This window comes from Ruegeria sp. (genome assembly GCF_040830605.1).
GTDB lineage: Bacteria > Pseudomonadota > Alphaproteobacteria > Rhodobacterales > Rhodobacteraceae > Ruegeria.
Window position 1 is genome coordinate 1 of sequence record NZ_JBFOMD010000016.1, and the last position, 25,248, is coordinate 25,248.

Sequence of the window (25,248 nt, forward strand, 5' to 3'; positions counted from 1 at the left end):
GGCGCGAGCGGCCATTCGTGTCGAACTCGAACTGCTTCGTGGTGCCGCCGATGAAATTCGCAACCGAAAGCTGCGAAGTCATGGAGGAATGCATCAAGGCCGGTATGCCGGTGTTGCTGCTCTCGGCCGGTATGGCGGGGGCCACCGCGCCCTCGACCGTCGCAGGTGCCATCGTTCAGGCCACCGCCGAATGTCTGGCCGGTCTGGTCTATGTGAACGCGGTCAAACCCGGTGCGCCGGCGGTTTTCGGCACCTGGCCCTTTGGCCTGGACTTGCGCACCGGCGCGATGACCGTGGGATCCGGCGAACAGGCGCTGCTGAGCGCGGGCTGTGCCCAGATGCACAAGTTCTACGGCCTGCCCGGCGGCGCCGCTGCGGGCGCATCCGACTCGAAACTGCCCGACATGCAAGCCGGGTGGGAGCAGATGTGCTCGAACGTCATGGCAGGCCTTGCAGGGCTCAACATGGTCTACGAGGCGGCTGGCATGCACTCGTCCCTGTTGGGTTTTTGTTTCGAGAGCCTCATCCTGAGCGACGACCTGATCGGTCAGGCCTTGCGCTGCGTGCGTGGGATCGAGGTGACGGATGAAACCCTGGCGCTGGACCAGATCGCCGAGGTCTGCCTGGGCGGCACCGGGCACTACCTTGGAACAGATCAGACTCTGGGCCGGATGCAGGCCGACTACGTGTATCCGGCACTAGGCGACCGCACCTCACCCAAGGAATGGGTGGAACTGGACAAGCCCGATCTGGTCAGGAAAGCCATCGCAAAGAAAGAAGAAATCCTGTCCAAACGCGCGGCAGCCCGGTTCGATCCGGCCCTGGATGCCGCCATCCGCGCCAAGTTCAACATTCACTTGTCGTCCTAACCCATTGAAAAAGCCGGGAGCGTACTCCCGGCTTTCACGAGGCATTTGCAATGGCGGCCATGCAAGACGATGGCCGCCATTGTTTTGAGAGGCGCCGATCAGCCGTCGGTCGCGGGCATCAGACCTGCTTCTTGAGCGGCTGTGACCTCTTCCTGATCCAGCGACCCGTCCCCGTTCACATCAATGTTGGCAAAGCCTTCCGCATCGATTTCGGGAAAGACAGCCTGCACTTCGTCAATGGTCAGTACACCATCACCGTTTGCGTCTGCCGTTTGGGCCGATGCCACTGCGGGAATGGCAAGGGCAAGGGCAGCCAGAAGAGGCAGGGTTTGCGGTTTCATTGCGGTGTCTCCTGTGTGAGTTTGAATGTCTTGTCCGGACAGACCCAGAAACACCTTTCCACATACCGGCGTCACGGCAAGAAATGCGTTTTGGGGGATTCGCGCCAATGCCCGCCTGATTCGCCCTTGGATTTACGCGGTCCCCCGCGCGGCCAAACGGCTTTGAGGCCGTTCGGCAATTCTTCCCCTGCTTGAAACCCGCGTTCCGGCAGACACCCGCCGCATGTGTGAAACGACTCACTTCATGCGGTTGAAATCGCATGTCCATACACATGTAGGTGAGATTCGGCATGTTCACCCGGAAACATCGCCTGATTCACATCGGCTATCCGATGAAAAAAGGGGGGCCAAGGCCCCCCTATGAGTTTCGCCGTCCAGGCTCCGTTCATTGACCGCCCGGTGTTTTTTGCCTGCGGCCTGGACGTCGCATGGGGCGAGCGCACCCGCCCCGTGAGAGAGTGGGAAGGACTGATATTCCGCCCCACCCTGTAGCCGGCGAAACACGGGCATGTTTCGCCGTGTGAGATGAGGCGCCTTTGGGTAAGTCTCGGGCCATGCCTCATCTCGGGTTTCGTCGGGACCGGGCCACCAAGGGAGGAACCCCGGTCCCTACACACCGTTGCCGGTGCGTTTCCGGTCAGGTCACGAGCAGCCGCTCGTCGCCCCGCAGGTGTTGCACTTCATGCAGGTGCCGTTGCGCACCAGCGTGTAGTTGCCGCATTCACCGCAGGGATCGCCTTCGTACCCCTGCATCTTGGCCTTGGTGCGGGCATCCATTCCGCTGACGGTTCCGGTGGAAAGCGCGGTTGCGCCCTCTGCCACTCCGCCGGTTTCCGGCACCAGCGTCTGGATTGCGGCCACGGGGTCGGCCGCGCCGTTCAGCGCCGTGGCACCGGCGCCCTGCCCGCCATTCAGAACCACCAGTTCCTGCGGCAGGCGCTTGCGCAGATACCCGGTCGAGGAAATCTGTTTCAGCACCTCCAGCGATTTCGACGCGGCGCTGTCGCTGACATCGGTGAAATTCGACACACCCTCTTCCTCGCCGCGGCCCAGATCGTCAAAGCTGGCGCCTTCGGGCTTCACATGGGCCAGATCGGTGCGGTCGAGATAGGACACCGCCAGTTCGCGGAAGATGTAGTCGAGGATCGAGGTGGCGTTCTTGATCGAGTCGTTGCCCTGCACCATTCCTGCCGGTTCGAACTTGGTGAAGGTGAAGGCGTCTACGAATTCCTCCAGCGGCACGCCATATTGCAGGCCGACCGACACCGCGATGGCAAAGTTGTTCATCATCGCCCGGAACCCGGCGCCCTCTTTGTGCATGTCGATGAAGATCTCGCCCAGCGAGCCGTCGGAATATTCACCGGTGCGCAGATAGACCTTGTGGCCGCCCACGATCGCCTTCTGGGTATAGCCCTTGCGGCGTTCCGGCATCTTCTCGCGATGCGAGCGGACGATTTCCTTGACCACCACCTTCTCGATGACCTTCTCGGCCAGCACGGCGGCCTTTTCGGCGGGCGTGCCGCTTTCCAGCACTTCCGCCGCCTCGTCGTCGTCCTCGACCAGCGCCGCCGCCAGCGGCTGGCTCAGTTTCGAGCCGTCGCGGTAGAGCGCATTGGCCTTGATGCCGAGCGACCAGGACAGTTCATAGGCCTTCTGGCAATCCTCGATGGTGGCATCGTTGGGCATGTTGATCGTCTTCGAGATCGCGCCCGAGATAAAGCTCTGCGCCGCCGCCATCATGGTGATGTGGCTGTCGACCGACAGGAAGCGCTTGCCCTTCTTGCCGCAGGGGTTGGCGCAGTCGAAGATCGAATAGTGCTCGGGCTTCAGATGCGGTGCGCCTTCCAGGGTCATGGTGCCACAAACATGGTCGTTGGCCGCGTCGATATCGGCGCGGGTAAAGCCCAGATGCCGCAGCAGATCGAAGGTCGGGTCGGCCAACTTGGGCGCCGGGATGCCCAGCACGCCGGTGCAGAACTCCTCACCCAGCGTCCACTGGTTGAAGACAAAGCGGATGTCAAAGGCCGATTCCAGCGCCTCGTCCACCTTGCGCAGTTCGTTGGGGCCAAAACCATGACCGGTCAGCGAGGTGTGGTTGATCCCCGGCGCGTTGCCGATGGTGCCGTGGCCCACCGCGTAGGACACGATTTCCTCAATCTGGCTGGAGCTGTAACCCAGATGTTCAAGTGCTGCGGGCACCGAGCGGTTGATGATCTTGAAGTAGCCGCCGCCTGCCAGCTTCTTGAACTTGACCAGCGCGAAATCCGGCTCGATCCCGGTGGTGTCGCAATCCATCACCAGACCGATGGTGCCGGTGGGCGCGATCACGGTGGCCTGCGCATTGCGGTAACCGTTCTTTTCGCCAAGGCTCAGCGCCTCGTCCCAGGCCGACATGGCCAGATCGACCAGACGCGCATCCGGGCAGTTGGCGTGATCCAGCGGCACCGGCTTGACCGCCAGTTTCTCGTATCCGTTGGCCGCGCCATAAGCGGCGTTGCGGTGGTTGCGCATGACGCGCAGCATGTGATCGGCGTTGCGCTCATAGCCTGCAAACGGGCCCAGCTCTCCGGCAATCTCGGCCGAGGTGGCATAGGCGACGCCGGTCATGATCGCCGTCAGCGCACCGCATAGCGCCCGGCCTTCATCCGAGTCGTAGCTGTAGCCCATGTTCATCAGCAGGCCGCCGATATTGGCATAGCCCAGACCGAGCGTGCGGAAATCATAGGAAAGTTTGGCGATTTCCTTGGACGGGAACTGCGCCATCATCACCGACACTTCCAGCGTCAGGGTCCACAGACGTGCCGCATGCATATAGTCGTCGGCCTGGAACACACCATCCTTGAGGAACGTCAGCAGGTTCATCGACGCAAGGTTGCAGGCGGTGTCATCGAGGAACATGTATTCCGAGCACGGGTTCGAGCCGCGGATCGGGCCATCCTCAGGGCAGGTATGCCACTCGTTCACGGTGTCATGGTACTGAATGCCAGGATCGGCACAGGCCCAGGCGGCGTGGCCGACCTTCTCCCACAGATCGCGCGCCTTGACGGTCTTGGCGACCTCGCCGTTTGTGCGGTTGACCAGTTCCCAATCGGCGTCCTTTTCGACCGCCTTCAGGAAGGCGTTAGTCACCCGGATCGAGTTGTTGGAATTCTGGCCCGAGACCGAGCTGTAGGCTTCGCTGTCCCAATCGGTGTCGTAGGTCGGGAATTCGATGCTGTCATGGCCCTGGCGGGCGTAATCCAGCACGCGCTTGATATAGGTTTCCGGGATCGCGACCTTCTTGGCCTCGCGGATCGCCTCTTTCAGCCCCTCATTGGTCTTGGGGTCATAAGCATCGTCCTGCGCCCCGTCCCAGCTGCGGATCGCGGCGAAGATGCCGTTTAGCATCTTTTCGTGCATTTTCGAACCGGCGACGATGCTTGCCACCTTCTGCTCTTCGAGCACTTTCCACTCGATGAACTGCTCGATATCCGGATGATCGGCATCCACGATCACCATCTTCGCTGCCCGACGGGTTGTCCCGCCCGATTTGATTGCTCCGGCGGCGCGGTCGCCGATTTTCAGAAAGCCCATGAGGCCCGAGGATTTGCCGCCACCTGAGAGCGCCTCGCCCTCGGCACGCAGGTGCGAGAAGTTGGTCCCGGTGCCCGAGCCATACTTGAACAACCGCGCCTCACGCACCCACAGGTCCATGATGCCGCCTTCATTGACGAGATCATCATCGACCGACTGGATGAAGCAGGCATGCGGCTGCGGATGCTCATAGGCTGATTTCGACTTGGTCAGCTTGCCGCTTTTATAGTCCACATAGTGATGCCCCTGCGCGGGACCGTCGATGCCATAGGCCCAGTGCAGGCCGGTGTTGAACCACTGCGGAGAGTTGGGCGCGGCACGCTGGGTCGCGAGCATGTACCGCATCTCGTCGAAATAGGCGCGTGCGTCCTCTTCGGTTGAGAAATAGCCGCCTTTCCAGCCCCAATAAGCCCAGGCACCGGCCAGACGGTCGAACACCTGCTTGGACGAGGTTTCACCGGTGAACTCGACATCCGCATCAGCCGGGGCTGAGCGCCACAGGAATTCGGGAACGTCCTTTTCCTTGACCTTCTTGAGGCGCGAGGGCACGCCGGCCTTGCGGAAATATTTCTGCGCGATCACGTCGCTGGCGACCTGGCTCCAGCGGGCGGGCACTTCGATCTCGTCGAGGCGAAAGACGATGGTGCCGTCAGGGTTGCGAATCTCGGAGGTCGCGGACACGAAATCCAGATCTGCATATGCGTCCTGACCTGCCTTGGTGAATTTTCTTTCAATCTTCATGACCGCTGTCCCAGCTTCAACTCAACTCAAAATGCGGCCCTCGGGCCACAGAAGATTCCAGGCGCGTGAAAACCGCGCCGAATGCCGGATGGATTAGAGACAGAAAAGACCTGCACGCCACAAACAGCAGCGTGAAACCGTCCTTCGGCAACACGAATTCTGGTTGTGCCTTTCCGTCCCTCGGTGCGTCGCTTTTCTGGTTATTGCCTACCAGATTTAGTGGCAACGCTTCCGGCCTACACAATCTGGCGTATCTTCCCATATCAGGTCAACGCAAATTTTACCTGTTGATTGCAATCTTTTCTGTTGACCGGATTCCGTGGATCTCGGCGCGGAGTGGCGATACCGATTCCTCCACAACTTGTCCCCAATGCGCGCAGCGGAGTATTTCGGGGCGGCGGTGGAAAATTCCTGTGATTTCCAGCACCTTTACGGAATTGGTTAACATCCCGGATGTGATTTTCGGTGATCGCGGACGCGACAGAATCACTGTCGCTTCCGCCCCGCCAATGACGTACAGTCAGTCATGCACCACATCTGATTTTTGGACAACCACGGCCATGCGCATCCCCCGGATCATCCCGTTTCTTGCCCTCACCGTGTCCTGCACACCACAAGATGTTGTGCCATTGTCGCGCAGTGCGCAGTTTCCCGAAAACCCCGTAGCGCTGTTTCGGGCCTTTGAAAACTCCTGCCAGGAGCCGGGTGAAACCCTGTCTCGGCCAGCGCCAACAACGCTGGAATGCAGGCAGTTGCTGTCGCCGGACGCCACCGCTTATCTGATTCTGACCTATGACGGATATCCGCAGGACCTGCCTGAGAGTGTCACGCGGCTGACCGCGACCGAGAATCCTGCGGGTTACCGCGTCGATGCAGAAATGTTTCTGGATGTGCCGCAGAAAGACGGCAGATCGCTGAATGTTCAGTTCGAAAGCCGCCGGCTCGATCGCATGCTCGCGCGCCTCTATCGCGCTGCGGGTGGCACGCCGATTTGAAGAAAGTGGTCGGGGCGGCGAGATTCGAACTCACGACCCCCTGTACCCAAAACAGGTGCGCTACCAGACTGCGCCACGCCCCGGACCGTGCGCCTTCCTAACGATGTGATTTCGATTTGAAAAGACCTAAAGCGCGTCGGTTTCCAGTCCGATCAGCAAGGCCAGGCGGCAGGTCCTTCGGAAAAAACCTCGTGCCGCATCACCGTGCCGGGCACGATTGCGTAACGGTCGGACAAACCCGCATTGATTTCGAGCACGGCATAGACCTTGTCACCCCCGTCGATCGGGGTTTCGTCGCCGGGAATGGCACCTTCATGCACATGTGTCACCGTACCGGTGCGGTCCACAAAGATCATGTCCAGAGGAATCAGCGTGTTCTTCATCCAGAACGCCACGCGCTGAGGCGGATCGAAGACAAAGAGCATTCCGGACCGCTGTGGCAGGTGCTCGCGAAACATGAGGCCGCGGGATCGCTCCTGTTGCGTCATCGCCAACTCAATGTTGAACCGGATTTCGGCTGCATCATTGCGCAGGTCCACGACATCACCACGACACGCGGCATACGCCGCTCCGGCGCTGATCCATCCGATCAAGGCAAGAACCGCAAACCGCATCATTGTTGTGATCCGCTCAAGGGTTCAGCGCGGCTTCCCATGCCAGCACCTGTGCCGCCATGCGGCCCCGCTTGCCGTCGATCACCCGCATGGCCAGCGCCTCGCCCGGCTGCAGATCGGCCAGCCCGGACCGGCGCAGAACTTCGATGTGCAGAAACACGTCCTCATCCCGGCCAAAGACATTGGCAAAGCCAAAGCCCTTCCCCTTGTCGAACCATTTGACTCGCGCAGCCTCCAGCGGCGCCTGTGCAATCACATCCGGATCCAGATCGGCGAAGTCGGACAGTTGCATCGCGTCGCTCCGCGACGGCGGCTCGATGCTGAGCACCTCGACCGCCTGCGCACCGCGGTCGGTCCGATGGGTCATGATTTCAATGCCCGCGCCATCTGCCACCGAGCTCTGACCAAAATTCCGCAACACGTTGACGTGCAGCAGAATATCCGGCCCGCCGGTGTCAGACACAACAAATCCGTATCCCTTAGCGGGATCGAACCATTTGACGTGTCCACGAACGCGATACATGCAACTCAGATCTTCAGGCACTTCGTTCCTAACGTGGATTTGGTCCAGTGTTTAAGCACTCGATGTGTAAGGTTTCGTGTCGCAAATTCAAGCTCAAAAACCTTTGGCTTATCAACGGACTGCATTTCACGATACGCAAGATTCATGGATTCAGCCTTTGTACATACCACTCTGAGTCTTGGTCTTCACGCCTCCAGACGAAGCGATCGTGAAGGCGAAAAGCGCCATCTGCCCAGAACTCGATCTCACAGGGCACCAGCCGATACCCTCCCCAAAACGGCGGGCGGGGCGGGTTCGTTCCCAGCTTTGCCGTCACCTTGGCCACCTCGGCCATCAATGCTGCCCGACTCGACAGCGGACGCGATTGCTTTGACGCCCACGCCCCAAGTCGGCTTTTGAGAGAGCGGGACGCGAAGTAGTCGTCGGCCTTGTCGCCCTCTTCTTTCAATATGTCGCCCCGCACTCGGATTTGGCGGCGTAATGACTTCCAGTGTAACACAAAAGCGGCCTTACCGGCGGTGTCCAGTTCTCCGGCCTTTGCACTTTCGTAATTCGTATAGAAAACAAAGGCATCAGGCTCGATATCTTTCAGAAGCACCATGCGTGCATTGGGCATACCCTCTGCATCCACGGTCGACAGAGCGATCGCGTTGGGATCATTCGGTTCGGTCTGCTCGGCCTCTTTTAGCCACCGATCCGCAATCACTAACGGATCGGCGCCGGCAAAGATGCCATCGCGTTCACTCATGTCCATCCCCTAGAACGTCTGAGGTTGACCCTACGGCGAGAACCCGCAACGGGCAAGAGTGCGTGGCCTTGAAGCACTGGGATCAATGGCATAAACCACATCAACACAACGCGACGACAGGCGGAGAACCGAACATGTCAAATCAGTTGATGGCCGGCAAGCGCGGCCTCATCATGGGACTGGCCAATGACAAGTCCATCGCGTGGGGCATAGCCCGCGCCTTGTCCGAAGCCGGGGCTGAGCTTGCCTTTTCCTATCAGGGCGACGCGCTGAAAAAGCGGGTCGATCCTTTGGCCGCGCAACTGGGCAGCGAAATCGTTCTTCCCTGCGACGTTAGCGACGAGGACTCGATCGACTCGCTTTTCTCTGCGCTTGAAGAGAAATGGGGCCGTCTCGATTTAGTCGTCCATGCTATCGGTTTCTCCGACAAGAACGAGCTGCGCGGTCGCTATGTCGATACCAGCCGTGCCAATTTCAAACTGACCATGGATGTCTCGGTCTACTCCTTCACCGCCGTGATGCAGCGCGCCGAGAAGCTGATGACCGAAGGCGGCAGCGCCATCACCCTCACCTATTACGGTGCCGAGCAGGTGATGCCGCATTATAATGTCATGGGTGTCGCCAAGGCCGCGCTTGAGGCCTCGGTAAAATACCTGGCAGAGGATCTGGGCAAGGACAGCATCCGCGTCAACGCGATCTCCGCCGGTCCGATCAAGACGCTTGCCGCATCGGGCATCGGCGATTTCCGCTACATCATGAAGTGGAACGAGTACAACTCGCCCCTGCGCCGCAACGTGACCATCGACGATGTGGGCAACTCGGCGCTCTATCTGCTCAGCGACCTCAGCGGCGGCGTGACCGGTGAAAACCTGCATGTGGATTCGGGCTATCACATCGTCGGCATGAAGGCCGTCGACGCGCCTGATGTGGAAAAAGGGTAATAGCCATGACCGGCAAGGACCGCCTGCCCCACGAAAAGGGGTTTCACATCAGTTGGGACCAAATCCACCGCGATTCGCGCGCACTGGCCTGGCGGCTTGACGGGCAAGGCCCCGATGAAGGTGCCTGGCGCGCCGTGGTGGCGATCACCCGTGGCGGCATGGCGCCTGCGATGATCGTCAGCCGCGAGTTGGACATCCGCACGGTCGATACCGTCAGCGTCAAATCCTACCACCATCAGGAGCAGGGTGAAGCTGAGGTGCTCAAGTCGCCAGATGCCGATCTGATGGGCGATGGGACCGGCGTGCTGATCATCGACGATCTGGTGGACAGCGGCAAAACCCTGGAACTGGTGCGCGAGATGTACCCCAAGGCGCATTTCGCCACTGTCTATGCCAAGCCCAAGGGCCGCCCGATGGTGGACACGTTCATCACCGAGGTCAGTCAGGACACCTGGATCTTCTTCCCCTGGGACATGGCCCTGCAATATGTCGAGCCCTATCGCGGCACCGACTGACCCCACCAAACGCGCCCAAACGGGCGCGTTTTTCGTTTCCGCCTCCCCATGCCAACGCTGCTGCTTTGGTGAGCCCGAGCCGACCCAAACAAAAAAACTAGCGCGCCGCAGGCGCACAATCTCACAACAGCCATCAACACGGACCCAACAGATGAGCACCACCCGTACGGCCACCACCTTCGCCCCTCCGGTCATGGAGGCACGCCGCTGGATCGAAGGCGTCTCCTTCCCGGCGGATCGCCCGCTCATCAATGTCAGTCAGGCCGCGCCGGTCGATCCACCGCCACCGCCTTTGCGACAGGCAATGGCCGATTTCGCACTGACCGAAGACAGCGCTCATCTTTACGGCCCCGTTCTCGGCAATCCCGACCTGCGCACAGAACTCGCGCATCAGATTTCGCAGCATTACAGCGCCGAGGTGCAGGCCGGACAAGTGGCCATCACCTCGGGCTGCAATCAGGCCTTCTCGGCCGCCATCGCCGCCATCACTGGCGAAGGGGATGAGGTCATCCTGCCGACGCCCTGGTATTTCAACCATAAAATGTGGCTCGATATGGCGGGCGTTACGGCCGTGGACCTGCCCACCGGGGATGACCTGCTGCCCGATCCGCAAGCCGCTGCGGCGCTCATCACCGACAAAACCCGCGCCATCGCGCTGGTGACACCCAACAATCCCGGCGGGGTTGAATATCCGGCGGAACTGGTCCGCGCCTTCTACGATCTGGCCCGCGAACACGGTCTTTATCTGATGGTGGACGAAACCTATCGCGATTTCGACAGTCGCAGCGGCGCTCCGCATGGCCTTTTCACCCTACCCGGCTGGGACCGGACGCTGATCCACCTCTATTCCTTCTCCAAAGCCTACCGACTGACCGGCCACCGCGTCGGCGCGCTGGCGACCAACGCGGAGTTGCTGGCCGAGATCGAAAAGTTCCTCGACACCGTGGCCATTTGCCCCGGCCAGATCGGCCAATATGCCGCCCTCTGGGGGATGCAGAATCTCAACCAATGGCTGGCCGGAGAGCGCCACGAGATCCTCGACCGCCGCGCCGCCATCGCCGAGGGGATGCCCCGGTTGGAGGCCAAAGGTTGGAAGCTGCTCGGCCTTGGTGCCTATTTCGCCTATCTGGAACATCCGTTCGACCTCACCTCGGACGATCTGGCCCGGCATCTGGTCACGGATGCCGGTGTATTGCTATTGCCCGGCACCATGTTCATGCCCGAAAGCGATCCGGCAGGAAAACGGCAGGTTCGCATCGCCTTTGCCAATCTCGATCGCGCCGGCATCGGGCAACTCTTCTCACGGTTGGAACAGGTGGCCTTCTGACCTTGCCCCCCGCCTGTGCCCGTCGTAGACAGGGCCGCAATCAACGGGGCAAGGCAAAAAGCCGAGACCGAACCGCGACAAGGGGGCGACATGGCCGCAGGCGTCAAGAGCTTTTCGAAAACCTTCATGTGGATCCTGATGGGCCTTCTCATGCTGGGCCTTGCAGGCTTTGGCGCGGTCAATCTCAGCGGCACGATCCGCACCGTGGCGCAGGTGGGCGATCAGAACATTTCCGTCGACGCCTATGCCCGCGCATTGCAAAGTGAGATCCGCGCCATCGAAGCCCAGACCGGCCAGCCCCTGCAAATGGCGCAGGCGCGTGAGCTGGGTCTCGACCAGCTGGCGCTCTCCCGCCTGGTTGCGCTTGCCGCGTTGGACAACGAAGTGGCACAGATGGGCGTCTCGATTGGAGACGAGAACCTACAGAAGGAGATTGTCGAAATCCCCGCCTTTCAAGGCGTCGATGGCAATTTCGACCGTGAAGGCTACCGCTTCTCGCTGGAACAGGCGGGCCTGAGCGAGTCCGAGTTCGAGGATGACCTGCGCCGCGAATCCGCCCGTACACTGGTGCAGGGCGCGGTGATCGCGGGCGTGACCATGCCCGCGACCATGGCGGAAACGCTGACCGAGTTCGTAGGCGCCCGCCGCAGTTTCACCGCCGCGACACTCGACGACGAGGCGCTGAACACCCCGGTCCCCGCCCCCACCGATGAGCAGGTGCAGGCCTATTACGACGAAAACACCGACCGGTTCACCCTGCCCCGCACCAAACGCCTGACCTACGCGATCCTGTCGCCAACGATGCTGCTGGATCAGATCGAACTGGACGACGCTTCGGTCCTCCGTCTTTTCGAGCAGCGTGAGGCTCAGTTCAACCAGCCCGAACGCCGTCTGGTCGAGCGTCTGGTGTTTGCAGATGAAGCTGCAGCACAGGACGCCATGGCGCAGATCGAAGTGGGCGGAACCACGTTCGAGCAACTGGTCGAGCAGCGCGGTCTGGCGCTGAGTGACGTGGATCTGGGCGACATGACCGCCACCGATCTGGGCGAAGCTGCCCAAGCGGTCTTTGGTGCCGAGGTCGGCGATGTTGTCGGCCCCCTGCCCTCGGATCTTGGTCCTGCGCTCTTTCGCGTGAACGGTACGCTGGCCGAACAGATCACCGCGTTCGAACAGGTCGAGGCCGAGTTGCGCGACGAACTGGCCGCCGAACGCGCCCGCCGCCAGATTGAGGCGCAGTCCGAAGACATCAATGACCTGCTCGCGGGCGGTGCCACGCTAGAGGAACTCGCCAGCGAGACGGAAATGGAACTGGGTCAGATCGACTGGACCGATCAAAGCTCGGACGGCGTCCCTGCCTATGCCGAGTTCCGCACCGCCGCCGAAGCGGTGCGCGCCGAGGATTTCCCCGAGATCGCCTTCCTTGAGGATGGTTCGATCTTCGCAATGCGCCTGGATGAGGAACTGGAGCCGCGCCCCGAACCGCTGGACAGCGCACGCGACCGCGTGGCCGCAGCCTGGACGCAGGATGAAACCTCCAGGGCGTTGCAGGAACAGGCCAACACCTTGCTGACGCAACTGGCCACAGATGGCGATTTCACCGCGACCGGCCTGCCCTTCCGGGTGGAAAACGGTCTGACCCGCACCGCGTTCATCGACGGCACTCCGATCGATTTCATGACCCAGGTCTTCGAGATGGAGCCGGGTGAGCTGCGCGTGATCCCCGGCGACGGCTCCGCGCTGATCGTGCGTCTGGACGAGGTACTGCCGCCTGCCGAGACCGAAGAGTTGACGCAGATGCAGAACGCGCTGGCCACCCAGTTGGATCAGGCGTTGGCGCAAAACATCTTTGACATCTATGTCCGCGCCGCCCAGACCCGCGCCCGTCCGACACTGGATCAGCGCGCGCTGAACGCCGTGCAGGCCAATTTCCAGTAAGAGACCAGACATGGCCCTGACCCCCGAGTTCGACAGCTTCGCCCGCGCCTATGAGGCGGGCGAGAATCAGGTTGTCTATGCAAGGCTCGCCGCCGATCTGGACACGCCGGTCTCGCTGATGCTCAAGCTGACGGGCGCGCAGAAAGACGCGTTCATGCTGGAATCGGTGACAGGTGGCGAAGTGCGCGGGCGCTATTCGATCATCGGGATGAAACCGGACCTTATCTGGCGCTGTCATGGCGAACAGTCCGCGCTCAACCGCTCGGCCCGGTTTGATGCCGAGGCGTTCGAGCCGCAGGACGGCAACCCGATGGACAATCTGCGCGCGCTGCTGGCCGAGAGCCGCATCGCCTTGCCCGATGACCTGCCGCAGGCAGCGGCGGGGCTGTTCGGTTATCTGGGCTATGACATGGTGCGGCTGGTGGAATACCTGCCGGACGTGAATCCCGACCCGCTCGGCCTGCCCGACGCGGTGATGCTGCGCCCTTCGGTCGTGGCGGTGCTCGATGGGGTCAAGGGCGAGGTCACCGTGGTTTCGCCTGCCTGGGTCAGCGACGGACAGTCGGCCAAGGCGGCTTATGCGCAGGCGGCTGAGCGGGTGATGGACGCGGTGCGCGATCTGGAACGCGCCATGCCCGCAGAAACCCGCGATCTGGGCGAGGCATATGAAGTCGCGCCGCCGGTGTCGAACTTCACCAAGTCGGGCTACATGGAGGCGGTCGAGAAGGCCAAGGAATACATCCGCGCGGGCGACATCTTTCAGGTAGTCCCCGCACAGCGCTGGACACAGGACTTCCCGCTGCCGCCCTTCGCGCTCTACCGCAGCCTGCGGCGCACCAACCCCTCGCCCTTCATGTTCTATTTCAACTTCGGCGGCTTTCAGGTGGTGGGGGCCTCCCCGGAAATCCTCGTCCGCGTCTTCGGGGACGAGGTCACCATCCGCCCCATCGCAGGCACTCGTCCGCGTGGGGCCACGCCGGAAGAGGATCGCGCGCTCGAGGCCGATCTGCTGGCCGATAAGAAGGAATTGGCCGAGCACCTCATGCTGCTCGATCTGGGCCGCAACGACACAGGACGCGTGGCGAAGATCGGCACCGTGCGCCCGACCGAGAAATTCATCATCGAGCGCTACAGTCACGTGATGCACATCGTGTCAAACGTGGTCGGCGAACTGTCCGGGGACAAGGACGCGCTGGACGCCTTCTTCGCGGGCATGCCCGCGGGCACCGTCTCGGGCGCGCCCAAGGTCCGTGCGATGGAGATCATCGACGAGCTGGAGCCCGAAAAACGCGGCATCTATGGTGGCGGCGTCGGCTATTTCTCCGCGGGCGGCGACATGGATATGTGTATCGCGCTGCGCACAGCGGTGGTGCAGGACCAGAAGCTTTACATCCAGGCCGGTGGCGGCGTCGTCTATGACAGCGATCCCGAAGCGGAATACATGGAGACGGTCCACAAATCCAACGCCATCCGCCGCGCGGCAGCCGATGCGGCGCGGTTCACCGGCAGCGGCAACCGCTGAACGATGCGTATCATCACGCCATCGGATTTCACGACAACCCGGTGGAAGAACGGCGGCGGCATCACCCATGAAATCGCCCGTGTGGACCGCAACGGTTCCCTGCTCTGGCGGCTGAGCCTCGCCGAGGTCTCCTCGGATGGGCCGTTCTCGGCGTTTGAAGGGCTTGCCCGAATTCTGACGGTTGTCGAGGGTCCCGGCATGAACCTGCATGGCCCCGACGCCGTTATTCGCGCTCGCCCCAATGCGCCGGTGGCCTTTTCAGGAAGCTTGCCTATTCACGGTGAGCTATTGGACGGTCCCGTCAAGAACCTGAACCTGATCTACGATCCGGCGCGGATCGAGGCCTCAGTCACGCGGCTAACAGGGCCAATAAAGCTGGCGCCGAATGCAGATCTGACAGCGCTCTATGTCACCGCAGGATCCGTTAGCTTTGACGGAACGGCAGCTTCGAAAGGGGACCTGGCGTTGGGCCAACCAGGTGAACTCGACCTGCCCGCGAACTGCGCCGCACTGAACTGCACACTTCACGACCGGGGCTGAGTCCCCGCCTTCTTCTGTTCAAAAATATCCCCGCCGGAGGCATCGCGCATCGCGCGATACCCCAACCCTACTGCTCGTCGTTCTGAAGCGCAGCGGATATCGGCGCCAGCGCCACACGGCTGGCACGATCCTGCAAGCCCCAGACCAGCAGGGCCGAGATGGTCTCGGGCCGCACCCGGCCCAGCATGACCACGGCCCCCTCCTGCCCGGCCCGGAACGCGGCCTGATCCAGGAAGCGCCGCATCACCTTCGCCTCTTGCCCGGCGCCATCGAAATCCCGGAACACAACAGCCGACGGCACCCCGTTGCGCGCGGCCAGCTTTTGCACCGTGTTCAGACCGTTGTCCTGCGTGACCAACCCGCGCCCGGTGCCGCCTGCAATGGCCGAGACCTGATCCGCCAGTTTGCGGTTGCCCTGAATGCCGGTTTGCGTGCCTTCCAGAATGGCCACCGTCTCGGGCAGGGTTTCCAGCCAGACCGACAGCGATACTTCGGCGTCTTGCGCGGTCGCGGCCTCGGGCATGTCGGTCAGCGCCAGAACCTCGAACCCGGCAGCCCGGTAACGGGCCATTTTCGCCGCGGCATCCGGATCGGTCGGGCTGACGGCAAAGCTCAGTGGATAGGGAAAGTCCTGCAGGGCTTCCGCGCCAAGCGAGTTCTCGTCATCGATCAGCACGATCGACATCAGCGGTTTGTCTTCCGGGTTCTCGAATTTGGAGGCATAGGCAATGATCGGATCGACCTGTGGGAGTTGCGGGGCAGCCGGCGCCTCGTCTCTTTCGGTCAGGGGTACGACCCGCGTGCCGACGCCCGTGCCCTCTCCGCCGGATTGATCCCCGCCAATCTGCGGTAAAGCAGCCAGACGCGGACGTTGAGTGGTGATGCCACTCTCGGCCGTGGGTTGCGCCTCAGGTTTCGATCCCGGAAGCTCTGCCACTTCCGGAGGTGCAGGTTGCGATGGCTGGTCATCCACCACGACGGGCTGAATGTCGTCGGTCGGAGATTCCGGCAGCGACGCAGGCGATGGCGGGGCGACAGGCGCGACCGATTCAACCTCGACATCCGTCTCGCTTCCGGCTGCGGGCTTGCCCAGTTCAGCGGTGGCGGAGCCAACATCGGGCTGCTCGGCCGGGGCGGTGTCCGCCTCTTCGATCGCTTCAAGGGTGTCGGGGCCATTCCGGCTGCTTTCGGGGGCATGCGGCGCAGCCTCGACCAGATCGGCATCGGTGCCGGGCTCATCGATCTCGCTGCTGCCGGGCTCGGCGCCGGTGGGCGTTGCCGCCGGCACATCGCTTGCCAGTTCAGGTCCCTGAGGCAGCGGTGCTGCCAGCGACAAAAGTACCGCGACAACAATCATCACGATTGCCCCGGTGATCAGTCCTCCGAGAAATCTGCCCATAACTGCTTGCCCTCTTGCTGGTCCTCTTGGCCCGGTCTGCAACACACCGTCTCATGCGGTTTTCTTCTGCCCCGGCACTGGGTACGGATGCGCCCTTGACGCTGCCACCCAAGCCTGAGCATGTATGTCGCCAACACTATACCGTGGCTAGGGACTGTGCCGCCAGTCCCCAAATGCCAAAGGAAAGAAACGTGCCCAAATGCTGCTGCTGATCGACAACTACGACTCGTTTACCTACAACCTCGTCCACTATCTTGGCGAGCTTGGTGCCGAAATAGAAGTTCGCCGCAACGATGCCTTGGATGTGCAGGAGGCGATGGCGATGAACCCTGCTGGCATCCTGCTGAGCCCCGGCCCCTGTGATCCGGATCAGGCCGGCATCTGTCTGGCGCTGACCGAAGCGGCGGCGGAAACCCGCACACCGCTGCTGGGCGTGTGTCTGGGCCATCAGACAATCGGTCAGGCGTTCGGCGGCAAGGTGGTGCGCTGCCATGAGATCGTGCACGGCAAGATGGGCACCATGCAGCACACGGGCAAAGGCGTGTTCGCCGGGCTGCCTTCGCCATTCGAGGCGACCCGCTATCACTCGCTGGTGGTCGAGCGCGACAGCCTGCCGGACTGCCTTGAAATCACGGCGGAACTCGACGATGGCACCATCATGGGTTTGCAGCACAAGGAACTGCCGATTCACGGGGTTCAGTTCCACCCGGAATCGATTGCCTCCGAGCACGGCCACGCCCTGCTCAAGAATTTCCTGAACGAGATGAAAGTCCCCGCATGAGCGACGCGCTGAAACCGCTGATCGGAGCCGCGGCCGACCGGCCCCTGACCCGAGCCGAGGCCGAGGCCGCCTTTACCATCCTGTTCGAGGGCGAAGCCACTCCCAGCCAGATCGGCGGCCTGCTGATGGCGCTGCGCACGCGCGGCGAGACGGTGGACGAATACGCCGCCGCCGCCGCCGTGATGCGCGCCAAGTGCCACGCGGTGACAGCACCTGAGGGCGCGATGGACATCGTGGGCACCGGCGGTGACGGCAAGAATACGCTGAACATCTCGACCGCGACCGCCTTTGTCACCGCTGGCGCGGGCGTGGTGGTGGCCAAACACGGCAACCGCAACCTCAGCTCGAAGTCCGGCACCGCCGATCTGCAATCGCAGATGGGCGTGAACGTGATGGTTGGCCCGGAAGTGGTGGAACGCGCGCTGGTCGAGGCCGGGATCGGTTTCATGATGGCGCCGATGCACCACCCGGCCACGGCGCATGTGATGCCGACGCGCGCTGAACTGGGCACGCGCACCATCTTCAACATCCTGGGTCCGCTGACCAATCCGGCGGGCGTCAAGCGCCAGCTCACCGGCGCCTTCAGCCGTGACCTTATCCGCCCCATGGCCGAAACGCTGGGCGTTCTGGGCTCGGATTGCGCCTGGCTTGTACATGGCTCGGACGGCACCGATGAGTTGACCATCACCGGCATCAGCTGGGTCGCCGCCCTTGAGGACGGCGCCGTCAAAGAGGTCGAGCTGCACCCCGAGGACGCGGGCCTGCCCGTACATCCGTTCGAGGACATCATCGGCGGTACGCCTGAGGAAAACGCCACCGCCTTCCGCGCGCTGCTCGACGGCGCGCCCTCGGCCTATCGCAACGCGGTGCTGCTGAACTCCGCCGCTGCATTGGCCGTGGCAGGGGCCGCAAACGATCTGCGCGAAGGCGTCGCCATGGCCGCCGAAAGCATCGACAGCGGCAAGGCCAAGGACAAGATCGCCGCTCTGGCCCGTATCACACAGGACGCCGCATGACCGATACTATTCTCGACAAGATCAAGGCCTATAAGCTGGAAGAAGTTGCGGCTGACAAGGCACTGAAAACACTTGGAGAACTTGAGGTAGAGGCTCGCGATGCCAGCCCCGTGCGTGGTTTCGCCGAAGCGCTGTCCGAGGCGACGCGCGACGGCTATGGCCTGATTGCCGAGATCAAGAAGGCCAGCCCCTCCAAGGGCCTGATCCGTCCCGAGTTCGACCCGCCCGCGCTGGCGCAGGCTTATGCCGCCGGTGGCGCCACTTGTCTGTCGGTGCTGACCGATACGCCCAGCTTTCAGGGTGCCAAGGACTACCTGACCGCTGCCCGCGCCGCCTGCAACCTGCCCGCACTGCGCAAGGATTTCATGTACGATCCCTATCAGGTGGTCGAGGCCCGCGCGCTGGGGGCCGACTGTATCCTGATCATCATGGCCTCGGTCGAGGACGCGCACGCCGCCGAGCTGGAACAGACCGCGTTCGACTGGGGCATGGATGTGCTGATCGAAGTGCATGACGAGGCCGAGCTGGACCGCGCCGCGGCGCTGAAAAGCCCGCTGATCGGCATCAACAACCGCAACCTCAAGACCTTCGAGACCACGCTGGACACCACAAGGCGACTCTCGAAACTGGTCCCGGCGGACCGCACTATCGTCTGCGAAAGCGGCTTGAACACGGCTCAAGACCTGGCTGACATCGCCCGTTACGGCGCCCGCTGCTTCCTGATCGGCGAAAGCCTGATGCGCCAGGACGACGTGGCCGCCGCCACCCGCGCCCTACTGTCCAGCCCGCTGGTTCCGGGGGCGATGTGATGGCGCTGTCGCATTTCGACACCAAGGGCGACGCCCATATGGTCGATGTCTCGGACAAGGCGGTGACCGACCGGCTTGCCGTTGCCGAAGGTCACATCAGGATGGCGCGAGAAACCTTTGATATCATTGGTGAAGGCCGCGCCAAGAAGGGCGACGTCCTGGGCGTCGCACGGCTGGCCGGGATCATGGGCGCAAAACGCACACCCGACCTGATCCCGCTCTGCCATCCGCTACCGGTGACCAAGGTCGCGGTCGAGCTGACGCTGGACCCGGACCTGCCGGGCGTCCGCATCGAGGCCACCGTCAAGACCACTGGCCAGACCGGCGTCGAGATGGAGGCGCTGACGGCGGTCTCGACCGCCGCGCTCACCGTCTATGACATGGCCAAGGCAGTGGACAAGGCGATGGAGATCGGTGGTATTCGTGTGTTGATGAAAGATGGCGGCAAATCAGGGCGTTACGAAGCAGAATGATCACCGTCGAAGAGGCTCGCGCACTACTGTTCGATCTGGTCTCACCGCTTGAGGCCGAAGAGGTGCCTCTGGCCGATGCGGCGGGCCGGGTACTGGCCCGCGATGTGGCGGCGACGCGCGATCAGCCGCCCTTTGCCGCCTCTTCGATGGACGGTTACGCCGTCAAGTCGGCCGAGGTCGAGTTGCACGCCATGTTCAAGGTGATCGGCGAAGCGGCAGCGGGCCATGCCTTCGGGGGCCTTGTCGGCGCCGGTCAGGCCGTACGCATCTTCACTGGCGCCCCGGTGCCGGAAGGCGCGGATTTCGTTGTCATTCAAGAGGATGTGGACCGCAAGGGCGACCTGATTACCATCACGGACGCCCCCGGGACCAAGGACAACATCCGCCGCGCGGGGGTCGATTTTACCAAGGGCACTACGATCTCCGCCCCGTGCCTGTTGCGCGCCGAGGATGTGGCGTTGCTGGCCGCGATGAACATCCCGCAGGTGCCGGTGGCCCGCAAGCCAGTGGTGGCGCTGATCTCGACCGGGGACGAACTGGTGATGCCGGGGGATGAGCCGGGACCGGACCAGATCATCGCCTCGAACACCTTCGGCCTCAAGGCGCTGCTCGAAGGGCTTGGGGCACATGTGCGGGTGCTGCCGATTGCGCGCGATACCGTCGCCTCGCTGGAGACCGCCTTCGGGCTGGCCCACGGCGCGGATCTGGTGGTGACCATCGGCGGCGCGTCGGTCGGAGATCACGACTTGGTCGGAGATGTGGCCCAGGGGCTGGGAATGGAGCGCGCCTTTTACAAGGTCCGCATGCGCCCCGGAAAACCGCTGATGGCCGGACGACTCGGCGATGCCGCCATGGTGGGCCTGCCGGGCAATCCGGTCTCGGCCATGGTCTGCGGCTACCTGTTCCTGGCGCCGATGATCCGCCGGATGCTGGGGCTTGACGATATCGTGCCGCCCCTGCGCCGCGCCCGCCTGACCGCGCCGCTGGCCGCCAATGGTCCGCGCGAGCACTACATGCGCGCCACGCTGGATGAAAACGGCATCGCCGCCTGCGAAGATCAGGACAGCTCGCTTCTGAGCGTTCTGGCACTCGCCGATGCGCTGCTGATGCGGCCACCGGATGATCCGGCGCGGGATGTAGGCGATGAGGTCACCTACCTGCCGCTATAGCTCAACCTCAAATCCGTTGACACAAAACGGGAACATGCGTAGAACAAAAGCAAACGCATGAAGCGCGAGGTACGAGCGATGCTGACAAAGAAGCAGTTGGATTTGCTGGAATTCATCCACAAACGCCTGCAGGCGGACGGGGTGCCGCCGAGTTTCGACGAAATGAAGGTGGCACTGGACCTGCGGTCGAAATCGGGCATCCACCGACTGATCACGGCACTGGAAGAGCGCGGCTTCATCCGCCGCCTCGCCCATCGCGCCCGCGCCATCGAGATCGTGAAGCTGCCCGAAAGCCTTGGTGGAGAGCCCACCGCGGGCTTCAAACCGCGCGTGATCGACGGCGACCGGCCCACCGGCCCCCGCCCGGCCAACACCGAGCCGGTAGCGGTACATGCGCTGGAGCTGCCGGTGATGGGCCGCATCGCCGCCGGTGTCCCGATCGAGGCGATCAGCCACGTGTCGCATCAGGTTGCCGTGCCGGGCTCGATGGTGTCAGGCTCGGGCGAGCATTACGCGCTTGAGGTCAAGGGCGACTCGATGATCGATGCCGGGATCAACGACGGCGACGTGGTTGTGATCCGCGAAACCTCCGCAGCCGACAATGGCGATATCGTGGTGGCCCTAGTCGAGGATCAGGAGGCAACGCTGAAACGCTTCTTCCGCCGTGGCAATGCCATCGCGCTTGAGGCGGCAAACCCCGCCTATGAAACCCGCGTATTCCCCGAGGACAAGGTCAAGGTGCAGGGCCGCCTTGTCGGACTGATCCGCACCTACTGAGCCTGCGCCGCGCGACCGTCCTTGGCCCGCGCCGGGCTCCAGAGACGGTCGCCGGACAGTTCGGTTGCGGTGACCACGTCCTTGCTTCCCAACGCAACGCTGCCCGTCAGGCGCAGCCGGTCTGGATCGTAGACCTCACAACCGCCCGTGAGAGTCAGCGGCACCTGTGAGATCACGATCTGGGTCTTGTCGCACTCCGTCAGCCCCTGTGCGGCCCGCTTGCCGGTGACGTGGATCAGCTCTCCGCTCGCCAGATCATATCTGCGCAGCTTGCCCTCATCCTGCGGCCAGCGCGCGGCGGCGCCGGGCTGATCGGTGCCGTCACCGTCATTCTCCAGCCAAACCGAAGCGATGAAACCGCTGCCCCTCGCCTTGCTCAGCGCCCGGCCTTCGTCAGTCATCACGCCGACTAGGGCCCCGGTATCAGCAACCAGAACCTGGGGACGCTCACCCTGTCCCCAAAGCGATAGCGCGACGACCACGGGCACCGCTCCGGTCCAGCGACTGCGGCCCTGCCACAGGATGACCCACAGCGCCCCCAGCGCCAGAACCGGCAGAACATAAGCCGGGGGGCTGGCCACGAAACCCCGGGCGCCGTCCATCTCTGCAACCCAATGCGCCACGGCGAGAATCCAGCGCAGGCCAAGGCCCATGATCTGCAATCCGATCCACTCCAGGCCGACCGGCGCCAGCAGCGCGGCCAAAACCGCCGCCGGGATCACCACCGTGCCCATCACCGGCACCGACAGCAGATTGGCCAGCAGCCCGTAATGCGCCACCGCGTTGAAATGCGCTGCTCCCACCGGTGCCGTGGCCAGCCCGGCCACCGCCGAGGACAGCGCTAATCCGACCGCCGGGCGCAGCCATTTGGGACCAAGTCCAATCTCCGTATCGCGCAAGCCCCCGAACACGGCGACCAGCGCTGTGGTAGCGGCGAATGACATCTGAAAGCCCGGGCTAAGCAGGGCCTCGGGTCGCAAGCCGAGCACGATCAGCGCCGCCACCGCGACCGCGCGCAAGGATATGGCACGGCGGTCCACCAGAATGGCGCAGAGCATCACCGCTACCATGACAAAGGCGCGCTCGGTGGCCACGCTGCCGCCCGACAGCGCCAGATAACCGGCCGAGGTCACCAGCGCGCCCACAGCGGCGATCTTGCGCGCCGGCAGGCGCAGCGCCAGCGTCGGGATCAGAGACAGGCCAATGCGCAGCGCGGCAAAGACGAACCCGGCCAGAAGCCCCATATGCAGCCCGGAAATGGCCAGCAGATGCGCCAGATTGCTGGCCCGCAGCGCCTCGAGCGCCTGTTGCCCGACCGCGCTACGGTCGCCGGTGGTCACTGCGGCGCCGAAGCCTCCGACATCGCCAGGCAGCACAGCCTGAACCCGGGCCGAGGCCGCCATGCGTACCGACGAAACCCGCAGCCCCGCAACGCCCTCCTCGGGCGGAGCGACGGTCAGAACCGGAACACGTGTGTAACCGACCGCACCCAGCCGCTGAAACCAGGCGTGACGGCGGAAATCGAAGCCGCCGGGCTCGACCGGGCCTTGCGGCGGCGACAGGTGGCCGGTGGTCATCACCCGCTGCCCGGGCGCCAGAAGGGCGTCGCCCCCATGCAGCGATATGCGGATGCGTGCAGGCCGCCGCGGCCCGGGAACGCCCCTAAGGCGCACCCGGTCCAGCGTGACCCGCAGCGCATCCGAGGCAGAGCGGTCCAGCGCCACGACCCGCCCCTCAATCGGGCCATAGTAGCGCCAGTTCAATACCGGCTCTGCCACCCGGTGCGCACGCGCACCGGCCATCGCGAATCCGGCTGACGCCAGTAGCAGCGCCCACAAGAGCGGCGACCAGGCGGCGGGCATGAACCGGCCCAGCCACAGCCCTGCGGCGACGACACAGGCCAGACCCGGATAGACCCAGACCTGCGGCTCCCATGTCAGCGTGAAATAGAGGCCGATCCCCAGTGCCAGAAACACCGGCGACCAGGGAAACAGATACCCGCGCTGACGCAGCAGCGCGGCCTCGGCCCTTGCCAGAACGCGCATGGTTGCTCCTGTCCGTCCGGCTCGCTAGACAGGCGCCAAGCTAAATCCGTCTCGGTTACCAAAAGGTAAATGCCCCACATGTCCGATCAGGTCGTCACCCGTTTCGCCCCCTCGCCCACCGGTTACCTGCATATCGGCGGCGCCCGCACGGCGCTGTTCAACTGGCTCTACGCGCGCGGGCGTGGCGGCAAGTTCCTGCTGCGGATCGAGGATACCGACCGCGAGCGCTCGACCCCCGAGGCGACGGCGGCAATCCTGCAGGGCATGGCGTGGCTGGGGCTGGATCACGACGGCGATGTGATCAGCCAGTTCGAGGGCGCCGCCCGCCATGCCGAAGTGGCGCATCAACTGCTGACCGAAGGCAAGGCCTATAAGTGTTTCTCGACCCAAGAAGAAATTGCCGCCTTCCGCGAAGAGGCGCGCGCGGAGGGCAAATCCACCCTGTTCCGCAGTCCCTGGCGCGATGCCGATCCCGCGACCCACCCCGACGCACCCTTTGCCATCCGCATCAGGGCGCCGCAGGACGGGGCGACGGTGATCCGCGACCAAGTGCAGGGCGACGTCACCATCCGCAACGACCAGCTCGACGACATGATCCTGCTGCGTTCGGACGGCACGCCGGTCTATATGCTGGCGGTGGTGGTGGACGACCACGACATGGGCGTGACCCATGTGATCCGGGGGGACGACCACCTCAACAACGCCGCGCGCCAGATGATGATCTATGAAGCCATGGGCTGGGACGTGCCGGTCTGGGCGCATATCCCGCTGATCCACGGCCCCGACGGCAAGAAGCTCTCCAAGCGCCACGGCGCGCTTGGCGCACAGGAATATCAGGCCATGGGATACCCGGCGGCAGGCATGCGCAACTATCTGGCGCGGCTGGGCTGGAGCCATGGCGACGACGAGTTCTTTACCGACGAACAGGCGCGCGAGTGGTTCGATCTGGACGGAATCGGCAAGAGCCCGGCCCGCTTCGATCTGAAAAAGCTGGAAAATCTCTCTGGCCAGCACAATGCGGTCGCAGATGACGCTGCGTTGCGGCATGAAATCGAGGCGTATCTGGCCGCCGCCGATCTGCCCGCTCTCACCGCCACACAATCGAGTGATCTGGAACGTGCGATGTATTGCCTCAAGGATCGCGCGCGCACCTTCCCGGAACTACTTGAAAAAGCGCACTTTGTCCTGACGTCCCGCCCGATTGAGCCGGATGAGAAGGCAGCAAAGGCGCTCGCTTCGGTATCCGACGGTATACTGAGCGAATTGACGCCGCACGTGCAAAATGCTAGCTGGACGCGAGACGGACTGGAGGAGGCCCTGAATGCGTTCGCTGAGGCGCGCGGGCTTAAGTTCGGCAAATTGGCGGGTCCGCTCAGGGCCGTGCTTGCAGGCCGGGCAGTGACACCTTCGGTGTTCGACATGATGCTCGTGCTGGGGCGGGATGAAACCCTGGCGCGACTTTCTGATGCAGTGGACTAAGCCCCGCGTTTATATTCGGGCAACGCTGCTCCGCAAAAACCCGGCCTGCGCGTGCGCGTGCAGCCTTTGCCCGCACGGGAGATTTCCGGATCTGACCCGTGCCTGAAAATGGAAGG

The 25,248-nt window shown here is 63.1% G+C and carries 22 protein-coding genes and 1 tRNA gene; 15 read left to right on the forward strand and 8 right to left on the reverse strand.

Going from position 1 to position 25,248, the window contains the following annotated elements; all coding sequences use genetic code 11:
* The coding region (locus AB3N21_RS19900; RefSeq protein ID WP_367936849.1) for a trimethylamine methyltransferase family protein at positions 1-869 on the forward strand (869 nt) is incomplete at its 5' end.
* A 98-nt stretch (positions 870-967) separates the two neighbouring features.
* Here AB3N21_RS19900 and AB3N21_RS19905 read toward each other — a convergent pair.
* Positions 968-1,210 (reverse strand): hypothetical protein, encoded by a 243-nt coding sequence (locus AB3N21_RS19905; protein WP_171176667.1) that lies wholly within the window; start codon positions 1,208-1,210, stop codon positions 968-970.
* Between the two features lie 642 nt (positions 1,211-1,852).
* Positions 1,853-5,524: a vitamin B12-dependent ribonucleotide reductase gene (locus AB3N21_RS19910; protein ID WP_367936850.1), complete on the reverse strand. Its 3,672-nt coding sequence runs from the start codon at positions 5,522-5,524 to the stop codon at positions 1,853-1,855.
* 65 nt (positions 5,525-5,589) lie between these two features.
* On the opposite strand from AB3N21_RS19910, the gene AB3N21_RS19915 reads away from it, so the two are divergent.
* Positions 5,590-6,519, forward strand: coding sequence for a hypothetical protein (locus AB3N21_RS19915; RefSeq protein ID WP_367936851.1), 930 nt, complete (start codon positions 5,590-5,592; stop codon positions 6,517-6,519).
* Between the two features lie 6 nt (positions 6,520-6,525).
* Here AB3N21_RS19915 and AB3N21_RS19920 read toward each other — a convergent pair.
* From AB3N21_RS19920 to pdxH, 4 genes are all read right to left on the reverse strand, one after another.
* Positions 6,526-6,602: transfer RNA gene (locus AB3N21_RS19920), tRNA-Pro, on the reverse strand.
* A 69-nt stretch (positions 6,603-6,671) separates the two neighbouring features.
* The gene (locus AB3N21_RS19925; protein ID WP_367936852.1) at positions 6,672-7,136 is read right to left on the reverse strand and encodes a DUF192 domain-containing protein; all 465 of its coding nucleotides are present in this window, start codon (positions 7,134-7,136) and stop codon (positions 6,672-6,674) included.
* Between the two features lie 13 nt (positions 7,137-7,149).
* Entirely contained in the window at positions 7,150-7,677 is a 528-nt protein-coding gene (locus AB3N21_RS19930) for a cold shock domain-containing protein (RefSeq protein ID WP_171176672.1), read from the reverse strand.
* A gap of 121 nt (positions 7,678-7,798) precedes the next feature.
* Positions 7,799-8,404, reverse strand: coding sequence for a pyridoxamine 5'-phosphate oxidase (gene pdxH, locus AB3N21_RS19935; RefSeq protein WP_171176674.1), 606 nt, complete (start codon positions 8,402-8,404; stop codon positions 7,799-7,801).
* Positions 8,405-8,538: 134 nt separating this feature from the next.
* On the opposite strand from pdxH, the gene fabI reads away from it, so the two are divergent.
* The 6 genes from fabI to AB3N21_RS19965 all read left to right on the forward strand — a co-directional run bounded on the left by fabI (position 8,539) and on the right by AB3N21_RS19965 (position 15,184).
* A complete protein-coding gene (gene fabI / locus AB3N21_RS19940) occupies positions 8,539-9,345 on the forward strand; it encodes an enoyl-ACP reductase FabI (RefSeq protein ID WP_367936853.1) in 807 nt (268 codons plus the stop codon).
* A 5-nt stretch (positions 9,346-9,350) separates the two neighbouring features.
* On the forward strand, positions 9,351-9,860 hold the full coding sequence (gene gpt, locus AB3N21_RS19945; protein WP_171176677.1) for a xanthine phosphoribosyltransferase: 510 nt from the start codon (positions 9,351-9,353) through the stop codon (positions 9,858-9,860).
* Positions 9,861-10,011: 151 nt separating this feature from the next.
* The gene (locus tag AB3N21_RS19950; RefSeq protein ID WP_367936854.1) at positions 10,012-11,187 is read left to right on the forward strand and encodes an aminotransferase; all 1,176 of its coding nucleotides are present in this window, start codon (positions 10,012-10,014) and stop codon (positions 11,185-11,187) included.
* A 90-nt stretch (positions 11,188-11,277) separates the two neighbouring features.
* Positions 11,278-13,122: a peptidyl-prolyl cis-trans isomerase gene (locus tag AB3N21_RS19955; protein WP_367936855.1), complete on the forward strand. Its 1,845-nt coding sequence runs from the start codon at positions 11,278-11,280 to the stop codon at positions 13,120-13,122.
* Positions 13,123-13,132: 10 nt separating this feature from the next.
* Entirely contained in the window at positions 13,133-14,644 is a 1,512-nt protein-coding gene (trpE, locus tag AB3N21_RS19960; protein WP_367936856.1) for an anthranilate synthase component I, read from the forward strand.
* A gap of 3 nt (positions 14,645-14,647) precedes the next feature.
* The gene (locus AB3N21_RS19965) at positions 14,648-15,184 is read left to right on the forward strand and encodes a HutD family protein (protein WP_367936857.1); all 537 of its coding nucleotides are present in this window, start codon (positions 14,648-14,650) and stop codon (positions 15,182-15,184) included.
* A gap of 67 nt (positions 15,185-15,251) precedes the next feature.
* Here the strand turns inward: AB3N21_RS19965 and AB3N21_RS19970 are convergent, their stop codons facing one another.
* Positions 15,252-16,583, reverse strand: coding sequence for a divergent polysaccharide deacetylase family protein (locus AB3N21_RS19970; protein ID WP_367936858.1), 1,332 nt, complete (start codon positions 16,581-16,583; stop codon positions 15,252-15,254).
* Positions 16,584-16,782: 199 nt separating this feature from the next.
* Here AB3N21_RS19970 and AB3N21_RS19975 point away from each other — a divergent pair, with 199 nt between their 5' ends.
* From AB3N21_RS19975 to lexA, 6 genes are all read left to right on the forward strand, one after another.
* Positions 16,783-17,364 (forward strand): aminodeoxychorismate/anthranilate synthase component II, encoded by a 582-nt coding sequence (locus tag AB3N21_RS19975; protein ID WP_367936859.1) that lies wholly within the window; start codon positions 16,783-16,785, stop codon positions 17,362-17,364.
* Positions 17,361-18,380: an anthranilate phosphoribosyltransferase gene (gene trpD, locus AB3N21_RS19980; protein ID WP_367936860.1), complete on the forward strand. Its 1,020-nt coding sequence runs from the start codon at positions 17,361-17,363 to the stop codon at positions 18,378-18,380. Before AB3N21_RS19975 ends, trpD begins: the two co-directional genes overlap by 4 nt.
* Positions 18,377-19,189: an indole-3-glycerol phosphate synthase TrpC gene (gene trpC, locus AB3N21_RS19985; RefSeq protein ID WP_367936861.1), complete on the forward strand. Its 813-nt coding sequence runs from the start codon at positions 18,377-18,379 to the stop codon at positions 19,187-19,189. The genes trpD and trpC overlap by 4 nt, the downstream gene beginning before the upstream one ends.
* A complete protein-coding gene (moaC, locus tag AB3N21_RS19990) occupies positions 19,189-19,662 on the forward strand; it encodes a cyclic pyranopterin monophosphate synthase MoaC (protein ID WP_367936862.1) in 474 nt (157 codons plus the stop codon). Before trpC ends, moaC begins: the two co-directional genes overlap by 1 nt.
* The gene (gene glp / locus AB3N21_RS19995; protein WP_367936863.1) at positions 19,659-20,831 is read left to right on the forward strand and encodes a gephyrin-like molybdotransferase Glp; all 1,173 of its coding nucleotides are present in this window, start codon (positions 19,659-19,661) and stop codon (positions 20,829-20,831) included. Before moaC ends, glp begins: the two co-directional genes overlap by 4 nt.
* Before the next feature lie 78 nt (positions 20,832-20,909).
* Entirely contained in the window at positions 20,910-21,608 is a 699-nt protein-coding gene (lexA, locus tag AB3N21_RS20000) for a transcriptional repressor LexA (RefSeq protein ID WP_367936864.1), read from the forward strand.
* On the opposite strand, the gene AB3N21_RS20005 is transcribed toward lexA, so the two are convergent.
* Positions 21,602-23,653 (reverse strand): ComEC/Rec2 family competence protein, encoded by a 2,052-nt coding sequence (locus AB3N21_RS20005; RefSeq protein ID WP_367936865.1) that lies wholly within the window; start codon positions 23,651-23,653, stop codon positions 21,602-21,604. The genes lexA and AB3N21_RS20005 overlap by 7 nt on opposite strands.
* A 78-nt stretch (positions 23,654-23,731) precedes the next feature.
* Here AB3N21_RS20005 and gltX point away from each other — a divergent pair, with 78 nt between their 5' ends.
* Positions 23,732-25,132, forward strand: coding sequence for a glutamate--tRNA ligase (gene gltX, locus AB3N21_RS20010; RefSeq protein WP_367936866.1), 1,401 nt, complete (start codon positions 23,732-23,734; stop codon positions 25,130-25,132).
* Positions 25,133-25,248 lie beyond the last annotated feature (116 nt).